This is a genomic window from Hydrogenobaculum acidophilum, assembly GCF_054656715.1.
Genome location: NZ_BAAHXP010000003.1, coordinates 25,428 through 39,663 on the forward strand (window position 1 = coordinate 25,428; position 14,236 = coordinate 39,663).

Consider the following 14,236-nt stretch of genomic DNA (forward strand, 5'->3'; position numbering starts at 1 on the left):
TTAAAATACTCTTATGAAGGTATATAAAATTGTATTCTTATTGGCTATATATATTGGTATTTCCTACGCTGGCGCAGAGCAATGTATAAACTTGTTTCAATCAAAAAACTATAAAAAGGCTATAGAGCTAGCAAAAAGCTCTCTTAAATGGAACAAGTACGATTTTAACTACAACATGTGCGCCGCCATGTCTTATCTTTCCTTAGGAGAACCAAAAAATGCTATATCTTATTTGAAAAATGCTAAAAAAAATGCAAATACTCGCTACCAGCAAGAGGCACTTTACAACTATCTTGGTGTTAGCTACGATATGATGGGAAACAAAGCAAAGGCTTTGGAAAATTACACAAAAGCTTATAAGCTGGCAAAATCTCTTGGAGATAGCAAGGGTATTGTGGACAATCTTTCAAACATAGCTCATATATTTTATTCAGAGGGTTATTACGACTCCGCTATAAATTTTTATAAAAAAGCTTTAAAACAAGATTCTAACAGTCCCACAATATTAAACAACATAGCCCTTTGCTACGAAGACCTAAATCATCCTCATAAGGCTCTTCAGTATTATGCGAGATCTTCTCAAGCTTTTAACGAAAAAGGAGATAAAGTTCATGAGGGTGCTACTTATCTAAATATGGGTGTTTTGTATCTTAAGCTTTTAGATTTTAAAGATGCGAAACAATGTATACAAAAAGGCTTAGGTTTAGTAAATGGTAACAAATACTGGGAAGCGGTGGGATATCAGTATATGGGTTGGTATTACGATAATAAAGACAAAAGGGACAAAGCTATACTCTATTATCAAAAAGCTTTGACGCTGGCGAATCAAATAGGTGCGGAAGGTTTGGCAAAGTCTATACAAAAAAATATATCCTCAGAAGAGATAGCCAATGAGTATTAAAGCCAAGCTATGGATTATACAAATTTTTATGATTTTGGGAGCTTTTGTGGCTCAAGGCATTCTTTATATATTAGATAACAACATAAAACAAAACGTAAATACTTACATAGAGGTATCTCATTCAGAGGTTGACCTATACAAGCTTTTAACAGATGTACTAACGCTAAAAAACGCTTATACTACAATAATGCTTAACCCTTCTGACCAAAAAGCCCACAATATGTACAACAACGCTTTGAAAAATATAAACGCTAAAATGAAGCTAATAAAAGATGAAGCGCTAAAATCTTATCTAAACAATTTTATAGCTTTTACAAATGAAGTAGTAAACAATATAAATACTAACAATCAAAATTATTATATAGGGCAAAGTATAAATGTTCAGAGCAAGATATGGGTTCCATTGAGAAAACGCTTTGATATGCTTATAAAGGCTAAAGCATCCTCTATATCCCAAAAAGAGTTATACATTAAAGACCATATAAACTCTATAACAAAGTACATATTTTTTGCTATAATGGGCGTTGTTGTATTTTTGGTTGTTTTCAATTATTTTATGGAAAACAGCATACAAAAGGATGTAGAGGATTTAGAAAATCTAATAAAAGAAACTACTGATAAAATGGACTTGAGTGTATCCTTTGACGCAAGTAAATTTAAAGGTGAAATCCAGATTATTGCAAGGTCTTTGGCTATATTTATAGATGAGATAAATAAAGCTATATCAAGTATTAAAGATGTTTTCTACAATATATCAGAAGGCGATTTAACCAAAAAGATAACCTTAGAATCTAAAGGCGATGTAAAAGATCTCGTAGACTTTGTAAATATATCTATGGATAAGTTAAAAGACGCTTTTAAAAATATAGAAAATAGCGTAGGTCATATGGCTGAGATACAAGCCCAAATATTTGGTATCAGCATGGATTTAGACGAGTCAAAATCAACTTTAAAAGACCAAGTAGAGCATATTAAAAACGCTACGGACCAAACGTCTATAGCTATAAACTCAATAGCGGAAAATACCCAAGAGGCTAAAAACATCACAAAAGAAGTGATAGATAGTTTAGAGATAGGCAAAAAAGAGCTTATAAAAGCCCAAGAAGCTGTAAGAAACATAGAGCAGATGGGAAAACAAATAGATGTTATCACGGAAAATATTCTTTTTATAGCAGAGCAGACTAACCTTTTGGCGTTAAACGCTGCAATAGAAGCTGCAAGGGTAGGAGAACAGGGAAGGGGTTTTGCTGTAGTGGCAGATGAAGTAAAAAAGTTAGCAGAAAGAACTGGTGGTTTTGCCAAAAACATATCAAACATTACCATATCAATAGCGGATGCTATCAAAGTGGGTGCTGAACAGATGGAAAATCTTGTAAAGCAATATGAAAACATACTTTTAATATCTAAATCCTCCGCTGAGATATCTGATAAAATAGCCAATGCCCCAGAAGAACAAGCTCAGACAATAAAAGAAATTCAGAACTCTATAAATACGTTAAAGAATATATCTTCTAATATAAACAAGATTATAACAGATTTATCTGATAGTATAGAAGAGATGGCAAACGCCAGCGCTGTTTTAGGAAATACGCTTAAAAAGTTTAAGGTGGATTGATATGGCTGATATTTTAGTGCTTTTATCTGGTGGTATGGACTCCGCCACCCTCTTATGGGAAGCAAAAACAAAGTTTGATAACGTATACGCTATATCTTTTGATTACGGTCAAAAACATGTGGTAGAGCTAAAGTATGCTAAGATACTTGGAGAAATGGCAAAGGTAAAAGAACATTTTGTTGTAAAAATTCCTCATTACAAAGAGATAAAGTTTAACTCTGCTCTTTTGAGTGGTTCCAATCAAGATATACCAAAGGAAGCTTATCCTACCGATGTGCCTATAACGTATGTGCCAATGAGAAATCTAACGTTTTTAGCTATTGCCTCTGGTATTGCCGATGAGGTTGGTATAGAAAACATAGGTATAGCAGTCCACGCTGTAGATGCTCCGTATCCAGATTGTAGGCCTGAGTTTATATCGTCTGCCGAAGCTGCCATAAATGCTGGGTCTTCTTTCGTGGTGAAAACCAAGAAAAGAATTCATGTTTATGCCCCGTTTTTAGGCTTTTCTAAAAAAGATATAGCTATACTTGGTAAATCTCTTGGTGTACCTTTTGATAAAACTTACAGCTGCTACGAAGGCACGGAACCCCCTTGTGGAAAGTGTGCCACTTGTATTCAAAGAAAAGAAGCTTTAGATGGTGTTTTATGATAGAAGATATTTTTTCTTTACCGTTAAAAGCCCCAAAACTCTATGAAGAATTTATAGATAAAATAAGAGGCTTTTACAAAAAAAGAGGCTATACAGAGGTTTTTACACCATACATTCAAGACGAGCCAAATTTAGAGAAATATATAAAACCTGTGGAAATAGATATAACTTACTGTGGCAAAAAAGAAAAAGCATATCTTCACACATCCCCAGAAAGATTTATGAAAGCCCTTTTAAAAACCTATAAATCAAATATATTTCAAATAGCAAAAGTGTTTAGAGACAACGAGTGTGGGCATTTAAACAATATAGAGTTTACGATGCTAGAGTGCTATAATGTAGAAAATATAGACATTATAAAAGAGATATCAGAGCTTGTTTTTGAGCTTTTAGGAGAAAAGATAAAACATATCTCTACCACACCAAAGCTAACTTCTTTTGAGAAAGCCTTTGAAGAGTATATAGGGGTTATATTTTCAGAGGATGAAGATATATTTAAAAACAACCTTATATCTTTTGGTTATGACTTTGATGATAAAGACACATGGGAAGATTTAGTGGATAAGATAATGGTGCAAATGCAAGAGCATCTTGGCAAAAGCCAGATAGAGTTTTTGGTGGATTTTCCCTGTAAAATGGGCATACTTTCAAGATGTGATGGTGATATATCAAAACGTTTTGAGCTTTTTATAGATGGCATTGAAATAGCCAACGGCTGGATAGAAGAGACAAGCAAGGATAAAATAAGATATATAGTAGAGCAAGCCGCTTCCTACAAGCCCATAAACGATAAAGAAAAGCTTGTAGAAGATTATCACAACGATTTTCCCTATGCAGGGTATTCGATAGGCATAGAAAGGCTATTTTACTTTTACGCTACAAGCAAGGGTGTACTAGGTTAAAATATAGTTATGAAAGCGATAATATTAGCAGCTGGTTTGGGTACTAGGTTTAAAAGCGATAAACACAAAGTGTTGCATGAGATGCTCGGAAAGCCTATCATATGGTATGTTTTAGAGTATATAAAGCAAGCTAATATAGTGGATATAGGTGTTGTTATATCCCACAAGAAAGAAGCGGTTTTGGAAGCTTTAAAGGGTGAAAACGTATCTTTTTTCGAGCAGGCAAATCCAAAGGGTGGGACGGCGGATGCTTTGCTATCGGCTAAAGCATTTTTCGAAGATATGGGCGATTACATCCTCGTGGCAAACGGTGACGCTCCTTTGGTAAAACCAGACACCCTAAAGGGTATGCAAAGATTCTTGCACATGGTAGAAGAGTATGAAAAGATAAAAGTAGGGGCTTTGGTGTTGTCTTCTTTTTTACCAGACCCTACTGGTTATGGAAGGATAGTAAAAGATGGCAAGGGCGATGTGATAAAAATAGTAGAAGAAAAAGAAGCTACTTATGAGGAAAAACAAATAAACGAAGTAAACGGCGGTCTTTATATGTTTTATGTACCTTATTTAAAAGAGGCTGTAAAACATCTAAGACCTAGCGAAAAAACCAACGAACTTTACATTACAGACATTGTAGAGATTATGACGAAACTTGGCTTTGTTTGTAGAAGTTTCATGGCTTCCGAGATAACGGAGATTTTTGGTGTGAACGACAGATGGGAGCTTAGCTTTGCAGAAAGCGTGATGAAGATGAGGATATTGGAAAATTTGGCAAGGGCTGGTGTTACCATACATTCACCGGAATCTGTATACATAGAACCAGATGTAAAAGTAGAATTGGATGTAGAGATATTTCCAAATGTTGTTTTAAAAGGCAATACCGTTGTTCATAAAAAGGCTAAGGTTATGAACGGTAGCTATTTGGAAAATGCTATCGTGAAAGAAGGAGCCACTGTGCTACCCATGAGCTATATAAAAAACGCTACTGTAGAAGAAGGGGCCATTGTGGGACCCATGTGTCATATAAGAGATAACTCTGTTGTAGGTAAAGGCTCTCACGTGGGAAGCTTTGTAGAGCTTAAAAACGCAAAACTTCAAGAAAATGTGATGGCAAAGCACCTTTCTTACTTGGGAGATGTAAACATAGGTAAAAAAACAAACGTAGGAGCTGGTACTGTCATAGCAAACTTCGATGGTAAACAAAAGCATCAGACTTACATAGGACATCATGCTTTTATAGGAAGCAACTCCCTTATAATAGCTCCAAGAAATATAGGCGATTACGCTTTTATAGCAGGTGGTTCTGTCATTACAAAGGATGTGCCACCAAAAGCTTTGGCTGTAGAAAGGGCAGATTTAAAAATACTTGAAGATAAATCAAAAGTAAAGGATGAGTGAAGTTATCTTTGAAAGAACCGATATAAAGGACGAACAAGCCATAAAAGATACTCTTAAAGAAGAGGGCTACGATGTGTATTCATGGGAAGATGCTAAAGGCACATACTATCCTTGGCATACCCACGAACATGAAGAGGTTAGATGGGTGGTGTCTGGTGAAGTGGAAATAGGGGTAAAAGATAAAGTTTTCAAGCTTTTGCCAGGAGATAAAATAATTTTGGCACCAGATACTCCACATTGGGCTAAGACAGAAAAAGGTGTAAGATACGTTTGTGGAAGTAAGGGTTAAGTTTTTTTAGTAATCTGGATTACCCCTTTGTTTAAACCGCTCATAAGCACTATCGCTTTATCTACGTCTTCTTGTTTTACGTTTTCAGTTCTTAATCTCTTTATTATATCTATTAAAAGCTCTATACCTTTTTGCATCTCTTCCATTTGTCTTTTCATATTGAGGATGACGTCTATGCCGGCTATATTTACGCCCAAATCCCTTGCCAACATAAGTATAAATTCCAGTTGCTCAAGGTCCTCTTCTGTATAGAGCCTTGTGTTGCCTTCTGTCCTTGAGGGTTTTAAAAGACCTTCCCTTTCGTAGAGTCTAAGTGTTTGAGGATGTATTTTGTACATCTTAGCTACAGTGCCTATTGTAAACACAGCTTTAGCTCTTCTATCAGCGCTCATAGCTTTTCACCACCCTTTCAGGTTTTGGTAAAATCTTATCTAAATCCTTAAGGAGTTTCTCTGCTTTTTTACCATCTCCCATTAGCTTAGAAAGCATATTGAATTTCGGTACATCTATGTGAGGTATTACATATAAGTTGCCGTAGTCACTACCCTTTAGTCTTGGCATGCCTTTTCCAGGTATCGTTATCTTTTCTCCTTCTTTTGTACCAGGTGGTATTTCTACCGTTATGGTATCTCCTTTTAGGCCTTTTATTTCTAAAGTAGTACCCATTACAGCTTCTGGATATGTTATATTTATATCCGCATACAAATCATCACCCTTTCTTTTAAATATTTCATGGGGTAGTATTTTGGTTATGACGTATAAGTTTCCCGGTTTTCCACCAAACAATCCTGCGTGTCCTTGCCCATCTACCACCAACTTTGAGCCATTATCAACGCCCGGTGGTATATTTACGGGAATGACTTCTTTTCTAAAGATATAAGATTGCCCTTTGCATTTTTTACAAGCTTCCCTTACGTAGCCACTACCACCGCACTGAGGGCAAGTGGTGGATATAGAGAAAAACATGGCCCTTTGGTTTATGCTGCCAGTACCCTTGCATGTGGGACATACTTTTTCTGTGTTTTTGTCGTATCCATATCCACCACATACATCACAAGGGACTCCTTTTTCTATCTCTAAATTTATTTTTTTGCCAGTGTAAGCTTCTTCTAAAGTTAGCTCTACGGTTTTTACTATATCTTCGCCGTTTATGGGTCTTTGTTGCCTTGAAGAAGTTCTTGATTTTTTACCACCTGTAAATATATCCTCTGAGAAAACATCCCCAAAACCAAAGAAGTCTTTTAGTATATCTTCCAAGTTGCTAAAGTCTGTGGTTGTTCTTGTCCAGAAGTCTTGGGCACCTTGTTGACCCATGCTGGCTGATAATCCTTCTTCTCCAAACTGGTCGTAAATTTTCCTCTTGTTTTCATCGGAAAGCACTTGGTAAGCTTGATTTATTTCTTTAAACTTCTCTTCAGCGCCTGGCTCTTTGTTAAAGTCTGGATGGTACTTTCTTGCCAGTCTACGGTAGGCTTTTTTAATCTCCTCTTGCGTTGCGTTTCTACTAACCCCTAATATTTCGTAGTAGTCTTTCTTCATACTTATTATTATAAAATATTAGTGTATTATTGTCAAGTGCTTTATATCAATGTTTATAATAAAATCTTAAAACCATGATAATTTTTATATACTTGTTGGGCTTTTGAGATTATAATATATATATATGAGGAAAATTTTTTATATAGAAGGCATGACATGTATGCATTGCGTAAGCACAGTAAATAGAGCTATTGGATCTTTGGAAGGTGTAAATAGCTATGATACCAAGTTAAATGAAAAGTGTTCTGAAGTAGAATACGATGAGTCTAAGCTCTCGGACCAAGATATCAAAAAGGCTATAGAAGAGTGGGGATATAAAGTAGTAGATATTAAATAATATGATAGAAATAGCAAGCAATTTTTCTGATATAAAAAAGCGTTTTGAAGAGCTATCTTCATCTGTAGACGAGGAAAAGATTAAAAAAGAAATAGAAAAGTATGATCAAATGATGTCAACGCCAGATTTTTGGTCTGACCAAGAAAAAGCAAAAAGCATAAGCCAAAAAAGAAAAGCTCTTCAAGATAAGTTAAACACATATATATCTCTTAAAAGCCGTATAAAAGACTTAGATGAAATGGTAAGCGAACTGAAAGAGGAAGATTTAGACACAACGCTTTTAATAAGCGAAGAATTAGAAGCTGTAGAAAAAGATTTAAAGAAGTTTGAGCTAGAGACTTATCTTTCTGATGAAATGGATATAAACAACGCTTATCTTACCATACAAGCTGGTGCTGGTGGGACCGAAGCTTGTGATTGGGCTAGCATGCTTCTTAGGATGTACACAAGATGGGCTGAAAAACATGGTTATGAAGTACAACTTACAGATATAAATCCAGACGATGTAGCTGGTATAAAAAGCGCCACCCTTTACATTAAAGGACCTTACGCTTACGGTTATTTAAAATCTGAAAACGGTGTCCATAGGCTTGTAAGAATATCGCCTTTTGATGCCAATGCCAGAAGACACACGTCCTTTGCCTCTGTGCTTGTGGTCCCAGAGGTGAGCGAAGATGTAAATATAGAAATAAAGGAAGAAGACCTCAGGATAGATACCTATAGGGCTTCTGGTGCTGGTGGTCAATATGTAAACAAGACAGATACCGCGGTAAGGATAACCCATATTCCCACTGGCATAGTGGTGGCTTGTCAACAAGAGCGTTCTCAAATTCAAAACAGAAGAAAAGCTATGGAGATGCTAAAAGCTAGGCTGTATCAATTAGAGTTGCAGAAAATAGAAGAAAAGAAAAAAAGCTTAGAAGGTCCAAAAACAGATATAGGATGGGGTTATAAGATACGCTCTTACATATTTCAACCATCCCAGCTTGTTAAAGATTTAAGAACAGGTGAAGAGTCTGGCAATGTAGAGGCTGTTATGGATGGTGAAATTGATAACTTTATAGAAGCTTACCTAAAAAAGAAGGCTTTAAATCAGCTTTCTTTTGAAAACCAAGAAGATGACCAATAAACTAAACATAGAGCTTTTATTTAAAAAGAAAAAAAACCATCAAAAAATAACGATGGTTTCTCTAAGTAGCTATATATCAGCTAAAATATGTGAAGAAGCAGGGATTGATACTATATTAGTAGGAGATTCTCTTGGCATGGTGTTTAAAGGAGAACCCAACACCTTGGGCGTAACACTAGAGGAAATGATATACCATGCTAAAGCGGTAAAAAAAGGAGCGCCAAATACTTTTACCATAGTGGATATGCCTTTTATGAGTTATCAAAGCTCTGTAGAAGAAGCTATAAAAAACTGTGGTTTAGCAATAAAAGAGACAAAGGCTGATGCTGTAAAAATTGAAGGTGGCAGTTATTTTGCACCCCTTATTGAAAAGCTTACAAAGGTAGGGATACCAGTATGCGCTCATATAGGTTTTACGCCTCAGTGGATAAACACCATCGGAAAGTTTAGATTTATGGGAAAAACCGAAGAAGAGAAAAATATTATAAAGGAAGATTTTAAAAGCGTTGTAGAAGCTGGAGCTTTTATGGTGGTATTTGAAAGCATACCAAGGGCTTTGGCAAGAGAGCTCACATCAGAAAATGCAATTACAATAGGAATAGGGGCAGGTGCAGATACCGATGGACAGGTGCTTGTTTTTGAAGACATCGTTGGTCTTGTGGATTTTATGAAGCCAAAGTTTGTAAAAAGATACACAAACGGTTATCAAATATTTTTAGACGCTGTTAAAAGCTATAAAAAAGAGGTGGAAGAGAAGGTATTTCCATCAGAAGAACATATCTATTGATATTTCATGAGTAAACCCATTGATAATGATACTAAGATTAAATATATTTACTAAAAATTTTAGTGAGAGGTTTTAAAATGATTGACAAGGCTAAAATTATAGAAGGAATAAAACTTTTCTTAGAAGGCATAGGTGAAGATACTGAAAGGGAGGGTATAAAAGAAACTCCAGAAAGGGTTGCTAGAATGTGGGAGGAATTTGAGAAAGAAAGGACATTTGATTTTAAGCTTTTTGAAGAATACAGCAACTATTCTGAAATGATAATAGTAAAAGATATACCCTTTTATAGTATGTGCGAGCATCATCTTTTACCATTTTTTGGCAAAGCTCATATAGCCTATATACCAAACAAAAAGATATGTGGACTCTCTAAACTTGTAAGAACAGTAAGGGCTATGGCTTTAAAACCCCAGGTCCAAGAAAGACTTACAGAAGAGATAGCGGATATAGTTCAAAAAGAGCTAGAGCCTTTAGGTGTTGGGGTAGTTATAGAAGCTGAACATCTTTGTATGTCTATGAGAGGTGTAAGGTCTCCTGGACATTCTACCATAACATCATCTTTGAGAGGTAGTTTTTTAAATGATATGAAAACCAAGGAGGAGTTTTTTAAACTTATAAGAGGATGAGGTTAAATAGATTTTTGTCTTTAGCTGGGGTATGCTCTAGAAGAAAGGCCGATGAATATATACAAAAAGGTTACGTCAAGGTAAACAATAAGGTAGTAAAAGAGCTTGGTACTGTTGTAAATCCAGATGAGGATATAGTAGAGTTTAAAGGTCATATAGTAAAAGCTCGAAAACCTGTTTATATAATATTGAACAAACCGTGTTGTTATCTAACGTCTTTGGGGGAGAAGGAAGAAAAACCCACTATAAGAGAGCTTATAAAAGATGTGGGTGTTAGAGTTTACCCAGCCGGGAGATTAGATTACAACGTAGAAGGGCTTTTGATACTTACCAACGATGGAGAATTGGCAAATAGAATAATACATCCAAAATACAAACTACCAAAAGTGTATATAGCCACCGTAAAAGGCGATATAGATGACGAGATGTTGGAAAAAATGAAAAGAGGTGTAAAATTAGAGGATGGATTTGTAAAACCTGATAGTTTAAAGCTTTTAAAAAGGTTTAAAAATGGTGCAAATATAGAGATAACTTTTCACGAGGGGAAAAACCATCTTGTAAAAAGATTTTTCTTAGCTTTTAAAAAGCCCGTAAAACATCTTATAAGAACAGCGATAGGTCCTATAACACTTGGTAATCTCCCAAAAGGTAAGTGGAGGCACTTAAAGCAGAGCGAGATAAAACTTCTATTTGAAGCCTTGGGCTATAAAGCATGATGGTTTAAGTGGCGGATGGGGCGGGATTCGAACCCGCGGAAGAGCTCATCACCCTTCACACCGTTTCCAGCGGTGCGCCTTCGACCACTCGGCCACCCATCCTAAGAGTTTTATATTATATCATACAAATAAGGAACTTACTGAAGAGTTTTCGTATATACGCTTTATAGCTTCACCTACTATTGGGGCTATACTGACCATGTTTATCTTGTTGGAGTCTTTGCCTTGCTGGCATATGGTATTTGTTACCACTACTTCATCTAAAATTGAGTTGTTTATACGCTCTAAAGCGGGTCCAGAAAATATGCCGTGAGTTGTGAGGGCTCTAACGGATTTTGCACCTTTGTTTATGAGCATGTTTGTAGCAGCCACTAAAGTACCCGCTGTGTCTATAATGTCATCTATTATAATGGCGTCTTTACCTTCTATATTTCCTATCACATCAAAGACTTCTGCTTTGTTGGGCTCTGGTCTTCTTTTGTATATGATGGCTATGTTACAGCCTAACTTGTTGGCAAGCTGTCTTGCCCTTTCGGCACCACCAGCGTCTGGAGATACCACTACCGCGTTTGATGGGTCTATTTTGTACTTTATATAATCATGCAATACTGGAAGAGCTAACAGATTATCTACTGGAATGTTGAAAAACCCTTGGATTTGAGGAGAGTGAAGGTCTACTATTACGGCTCTTTGGGCTCCTGCTGTTGTTATCATATCAGCCAAAACTCTAGCGCTTATAGGGACACGAGGTTTATCTTTTCTGTCTTGTCTTGCGTAGGCAAAGTAAGGTATTACAGCAGTTATCCTGTAAGCAGAAGCTCTTTTAATAGCATCTAACAACAGTAAAAGCTCCATGATATGGTCGTTTATAGGAGCTGATAAAGATTGTATTACAAATATATCTCCACCTCTCATAGATTCTTCTATTTGTACTCTTATTTCACCATCGCTGAATTTGCTTAAAAGCGTTTTTGATAATGGTATATCAAGATACTCAGATATTTCTTGAGCTAACTTCATATTTGAAGAACCAGCTATAAGCTTAATAGGTATGCTCATCTTAAACTCCTATAAAAGTTTTGGGATTTTAGTATTATAAACTAAAATTATATTTTAGGGTTATGAGATAGGTTATTGTAAATAAACTTTTATGTGAGTAGGTTATTATTATGGATACCTTAACCACTGAAAAGCCTATAACGGTAGAGCTGCCAAGCGAGTATTATATAGAAAAGATTAAAGAATTAAAATCGAAAAAAAGCGTTGTGATATTGGCTCATTACTATCAAAGACCCGAGGTGCAAGACTTAGCAGATTTTGTAGGGGATTCTTTGGAACTTTCTAGAAAAGCCCAGCAAACTGATAAAGACATCATAGTATTTTGCGGTGTAAGGTTCATGTGTGAAACTGCAAAAATTTTAAACCCCGATAAAAAAGTACTTCATCCAAACCCAGAGTCTGGCTGCCCGATGGCTGATATGGCGACAGTCCAAGGGGTTTTAGAGTTAAAAGAAAAATATCCTGATGCAGCGGTGGTTAGTTATGTAAATACATCTGCTGATGTAAAAGCAATATCTGATATATGTGTCACCTCTGCAAACGCAGTGAAGATAGTTTCAAAATTAGAAGAAAAGCGCATAATTTTTGTGCCAGATATGGGGCTTGGCAACTGGGTAAAAAAGAATGTACCAGACAAAGAGATTATCATATGGAAAGGTTTTTGCCCGCCTCATTATGAGTTTGGATTATCTGATTTAAAAGCCTTAAAAGAGCAATATCCAAACGCCGTAGTGGCAGCTCACCCAGAGTGCAACCCAAAGGTTTTAGAACATGCGGATTTTATAGGAAGCACCAGCCAGATTATAAATTTTGCTACCACAACCCCTCACAAAGAAATCATAGTTATAACAGAAGTAGGCTTAAAATACGTACTTCAAAAGAAAGACCAAAGCAAGACCTACATATTTCCAGAAGCTATGCATTATTGTGGTTCGCCGGTATATTGCTGTACCATGAAAGGGGTAACCCTTGCAAACCTTTATACTACATTAAAAGACGAGATAAATGAAGTTACACTACCAGAGGATATTATAATAAAAGCCAGAAAACCTATAGAACGTATGCTAGAATTATCTAAATGAACAAAAATATATGGCTTTTTAGCCTGACTAGTTTTCTAACGGATGCTTCTTCTGAGATAATATTTCCAGTTTTACCCCTTCTTCTTACAATTTTAGGAGCATCTACCCTTGACATAGGTCTTATAGAAGGACTTTCAGAGTTTTTATCAAACTTTTTAAGGATTTTTAGCGGAGATTTAGCGGATAAGCTAAAAGCAAAGCCCCTTATTATAGGAGGATACCTCACATCCGCTATATCGAAAAGTTTGTACATATCAAGCATAGTTTTAAACACATGGTTTTTTGTGCTTTTAGGAAGGTCTTTAGATAGAGTAGGAAAAGCTATAAGAAGCCCAGGAAGAGATGCTATACTCTCTTTATCTGTCCAAAAAGAAAAAACAGGTCTTGCCTTTGGTATACATAGAACCGCCGATACACTTGGAGCTCTTGTGGGAAGTTTGTTTGTACTTTGGTTTTTCTACAAGTTTGGTTCCACTGAAAGCTCAATAAAACATCTTATCATGCTAGCCCTTATACCAGCTTTTCTAGCAATCTTACCGCTATTTTTTGTCTTTGAGCCTCAAAGAGATTTAAAGCTCACCAAAAAAGAAGATGCAATATCAAAAGATTTTTACATATTTTCTTTTGTGATATTCTTATGCCTTAGTACAAATTTTAGCTACGCTTTTTATATTTTAATAGGAAAAGCCAAACACTTATCTTTTCTTGATATCTCTTTTGGTTATGTGCTGTTTAACTTGATATACACTCTTTTTGGTATACCTGTTGGAAAGCTTTACGATAGTGTCAAAAATAAGCATGCTTTGTTTAGTATAACGCTTTTAATACTTTCACTAGCTCAATTTAGCGCTAGTTTGAACTTTTATATAGGGTTTTTGATATTTGGGCTTTTTAACGCTTTCTACGATGTGATAGGTAGGAGTTTGGTAAGTCTATATGGTATTAAAAAACGCTCAAAAGCTTATGGAATATATGGATTTTCTGTGGCAAACGCTACCTTATTTGCAAATGTTTTGTTAGGCATCCTATCACATTTTATAAACCTATATTTGGCTTTTAAGATAGAAAGTGCTTTGAGTGCTTTGCTTGCAATGGCTTGGTATGTATATAGTAATCGTTTATTTACTATAAAGTCTTAAAACGTATTACATTTGTAATACAATATAAATCATAAATCAATATTTATTTTAATGAAAGGTTTATAATT

16 protein-coding genes and 1 tRNA gene are annotated in these 14,236 nt (G+C 35.7%); 13 read left to right on the top strand and 4 right to left on the bottom strand.

Annotation, left to right across the window (positions count from 1 at the left end; all coding sequences use genetic code 11):
- The first annotated feature begins 13 nt into the window (after positions 1 to 13).
- Genes ACYQZV_RS02445 through ACYQZV_RS02470 form a run of 6 tightly spaced genes read left to right on the top strand, consistent with a single transcriptional unit; the run spans position 14 to position 5,754 of the window.
- Positions 14 to 901 carry a tetratricopeptide repeat protein gene (locus ACYQZV_RS02445; protein ID WP_459892838.1) on the top strand — a complete coding sequence of 296 codons (888 nt, stop codon included), beginning with the start codon at positions 14 to 16 and terminating at the stop codon, positions 899 to 901.
- A complete protein-coding gene (locus ACYQZV_RS02450; RefSeq protein ID WP_459892840.1) occupies positions 891 to 2,516 on the top strand; it encodes a methyl-accepting chemotaxis protein in 1,626 nt (541 codons plus the stop codon). Before ACYQZV_RS02445 ends, ACYQZV_RS02450 begins: the two co-directional genes overlap by 11 nt.
- A gap of 1 nt (position 2,517) precedes the next feature.
- Positions 2,518 to 3,168, top strand: a complete 651-nt coding sequence (gene queC / locus ACYQZV_RS02455; protein ID WP_459892842.1) for a 7-cyano-7-deazaguanine synthase QueC — start codon at positions 2,518 to 2,520, stop codon at positions 3,166 to 3,168.
- Positions 3,165 to 4,070, top strand: coding sequence for an amino acid--tRNA ligase-related protein (locus ACYQZV_RS02460; RefSeq protein WP_459892844.1), 906 nt, complete (start codon positions 3,165 to 3,167; stop codon positions 4,068 to 4,070). The genes queC and ACYQZV_RS02460 overlap by 4 nt, the downstream gene beginning before the upstream one ends.
- 9 nt (positions 4,071 to 4,079) lie before the next feature.
- Entirely contained in the window at positions 4,080 to 5,465 is a 1,386-nt protein-coding gene (gene glmU / locus ACYQZV_RS02465) for a bifunctional UDP-N-acetylglucosamine diphosphorylase/glucosamine-1-phosphate N-acetyltransferase GlmU (RefSeq protein ID WP_459892846.1), read from the top strand.
- Positions 5,458 to 5,754 carry a cupin domain-containing protein gene (locus ACYQZV_RS02470; RefSeq protein ID WP_459892848.1) on the top strand — a complete coding sequence of 99 codons (297 nt, stop codon included), beginning with the start codon at positions 5,458 to 5,460 and terminating at the stop codon, positions 5,752 to 5,754. Before glmU ends, ACYQZV_RS02470 begins: the two co-directional genes overlap by 8 nt.
- On the opposite strand, the gene ACYQZV_RS02475 is transcribed toward ACYQZV_RS02470, so the two are convergent.
- Positions 5,751 to 6,146, bottom strand: coding sequence for a MerR family transcriptional regulator (locus tag ACYQZV_RS02475; protein ID WP_459892850.1), 396 nt, complete (start codon positions 6,144 to 6,146; stop codon positions 5,751 to 5,753). The two genes, ACYQZV_RS02470 and ACYQZV_RS02475, sit on opposite strands and share 4 nt — an antisense overlap.
- A complete protein-coding gene (dnaJ, locus tag ACYQZV_RS02480; RefSeq protein ID WP_459892852.1) occupies positions 6,136 to 7,293 on the bottom strand; it encodes a molecular chaperone DnaJ in 1,158 nt (385 codons plus the stop codon). The genes ACYQZV_RS02475 and dnaJ overlap by 11 nt, the downstream gene beginning before the upstream one ends.
- Before the next feature lie 124 nt (positions 7,294 to 7,417).
- Between dnaJ and ACYQZV_RS02485 the strand changes: the two genes are divergently transcribed.
- From ACYQZV_RS02485 to ACYQZV_RS02505, 5 genes are all read left to right on the top strand, one after another.
- Complete coding sequence (locus ACYQZV_RS02485; RefSeq protein WP_459892854.1) at positions 7,418 to 7,630, top strand: heavy-metal-associated domain-containing protein; 213 nt, start codon at positions 7,418 to 7,420, stop codon at positions 7,628 to 7,630.
- Between the two features lies 1 nt (position 7,631).
- A complete protein-coding gene (gene prfB / locus ACYQZV_RS02490; RefSeq protein WP_459892856.1) occupies positions 7,632 to 8,759 on the top strand; it encodes a peptide chain release factor 2 in 1,128 nt (375 codons plus the stop codon).
- Positions 8,749 to 9,546, top strand: coding sequence for a 3-methyl-2-oxobutanoate hydroxymethyltransferase (gene panB / locus ACYQZV_RS02495; RefSeq protein WP_459892858.1), 798 nt, complete (start codon positions 8,749 to 8,751; stop codon positions 9,544 to 9,546). The genes prfB and panB overlap by 11 nt, the downstream gene beginning before the upstream one ends.
- Positions 9,547 to 9,623: 77 nt before the next feature.
- Complete coding sequence (gene folE / locus ACYQZV_RS02500) at positions 9,624 to 10,172, top strand: GTP cyclohydrolase I FolE (RefSeq protein WP_459892861.1); 549 nt, start codon at positions 9,624 to 9,626, stop codon at positions 10,170 to 10,172.
- Positions 10,169 to 10,888 (top strand): pseudouridine synthase, encoded by a 720-nt coding sequence (locus ACYQZV_RS02505; protein WP_459892863.1) that lies wholly within the window; start codon positions 10,169 to 10,171, stop codon positions 10,886 to 10,888. Before folE ends, ACYQZV_RS02505 begins: the two co-directional genes overlap by 4 nt.
- Positions 10,889 to 10,897: 9 nt before the next feature.
- On the opposite strand, the gene ACYQZV_RS02510 is transcribed toward ACYQZV_RS02505, so the two are convergent.
- Positions 10,898 to 10,990, bottom strand: a tRNA-Ser gene (locus ACYQZV_RS02510).
- An 18-nt stretch (positions 10,991 to 11,008) separates the two neighbouring features.
- Positions 11,009 to 11,947: a ribose-phosphate diphosphokinase gene (locus ACYQZV_RS02515; RefSeq protein WP_459892865.1), complete on the bottom strand. Its 939-nt coding sequence runs from the start codon at positions 11,945 to 11,947 to the stop codon at positions 11,009 to 11,011.
- 110 nt (positions 11,948 to 12,057) lie between these two features.
- Here ACYQZV_RS02515 and nadA point away from each other — a divergent pair, with 110 nt between their 5' ends.
- Both nadA and ACYQZV_RS02525 read left to right on the top strand, forming a co-directional pair.
- Positions 12,058 to 13,029: a quinolinate synthase NadA gene (gene nadA, locus ACYQZV_RS02520; protein ID WP_459892867.1), complete on the top strand. Its 972-nt coding sequence runs from the start codon at positions 12,058 to 12,060 to the stop codon at positions 13,027 to 13,029.
- A complete protein-coding gene (locus tag ACYQZV_RS02525; protein WP_459892869.1) occupies positions 13,026 to 14,168 on the top strand; it encodes an MFS transporter in 1,143 nt (380 codons plus the stop codon). Before nadA ends, ACYQZV_RS02525 begins: the two co-directional genes overlap by 4 nt.
- The last annotated feature ends 68 nt before the right edge of the window (positions 14,169 to 14,236 follow it).

Coding starts and splice junctions, on each gene's coding strand:
- ACYQZV_RS02445 (WP_459892838.1), top strand. CDS start 14: ATGAAGGTATATAAAATTGTATTCTTATTGGCTATATATATTGGTATT.
- ACYQZV_RS02450 (WP_459892840.1), top strand. CDS start 891: ATGAGTATTAAAGCCAAGCTATGGATTATACAAATTTTTATGATTTTG.
- queC (WP_459892842.1), top strand. CDS start 2,518: ATGGCTGATATTTTAGTGCTTTTATCTGGTGGTATGGACTCCGCCACC.
- ACYQZV_RS02460 (WP_459892844.1), top strand. CDS start 3,165: ATGATAGAAGATATTTTTTCTTTACCGTTAAAAGCCCCAAAACTCTAT.
- glmU (WP_459892846.1), top strand. CDS start 4,080: ATGAAAGCGATAATATTAGCAGCTGGTTTGGGTACTAGGTTTAAAAGC.
- ACYQZV_RS02470 (WP_459892848.1), top strand. CDS start 5,458: ATGAGTGAAGTTATCTTTGAAAGAACCGATATAAAGGACGAACAAGCC.
- ACYQZV_RS02475 (WP_459892850.1), bottom strand. CDS start 6,146: ATGAGCGCTGATAGAAGAGCTAAAGCTGTGTTTACAATAGGCACTGTA.
- dnaJ (WP_459892852.1), bottom strand. CDS start 7,293: ATGAAGAAAGACTACTACGAAATATTAGGGGTTAGTAGAAACGCAACG.
- ACYQZV_RS02485 (WP_459892854.1), top strand. CDS start 7,418: ATGAGGAAAATTTTTTATATAGAAGGCATGACATGTATGCATTGCGTA.
- prfB (WP_459892856.1), top strand. CDS start 7,632: ATGATAGAAATAGCAAGCAATTTTTCTGATATAAAAAAGCGTTTTGAA.
- panB (WP_459892858.1), top strand. CDS start 8,749: ATGACCAATAAACTAAACATAGAGCTTTTATTTAAAAAGAAAAAAAAC.
- folE (WP_459892861.1), top strand. CDS start 9,624: ATGATTGACAAGGCTAAAATTATAGAAGGAATAAAACTTTTCTTAGAA.
- ACYQZV_RS02505 (WP_459892863.1), top strand. CDS start 10,169: ATGAGGTTAAATAGATTTTTGTCTTTAGCTGGGGTATGCTCTAGAAGA.
- ACYQZV_RS02515 (WP_459892865.1), bottom strand. CDS start 11,947: ATGAGCATACCTATTAAGCTTATAGCTGGTTCTTCAAATATGAAGTTA.
- nadA (WP_459892867.1), top strand. CDS start 12,058: ATGGATACCTTAACCACTGAAAAGCCTATAACGGTAGAGCTGCCAAGC.
- ACYQZV_RS02525 (WP_459892869.1), top strand. CDS start 13,026: ATGAACAAAAATATATGGCTTTTTAGCCTGACTAGTTTTCTAACGGAT.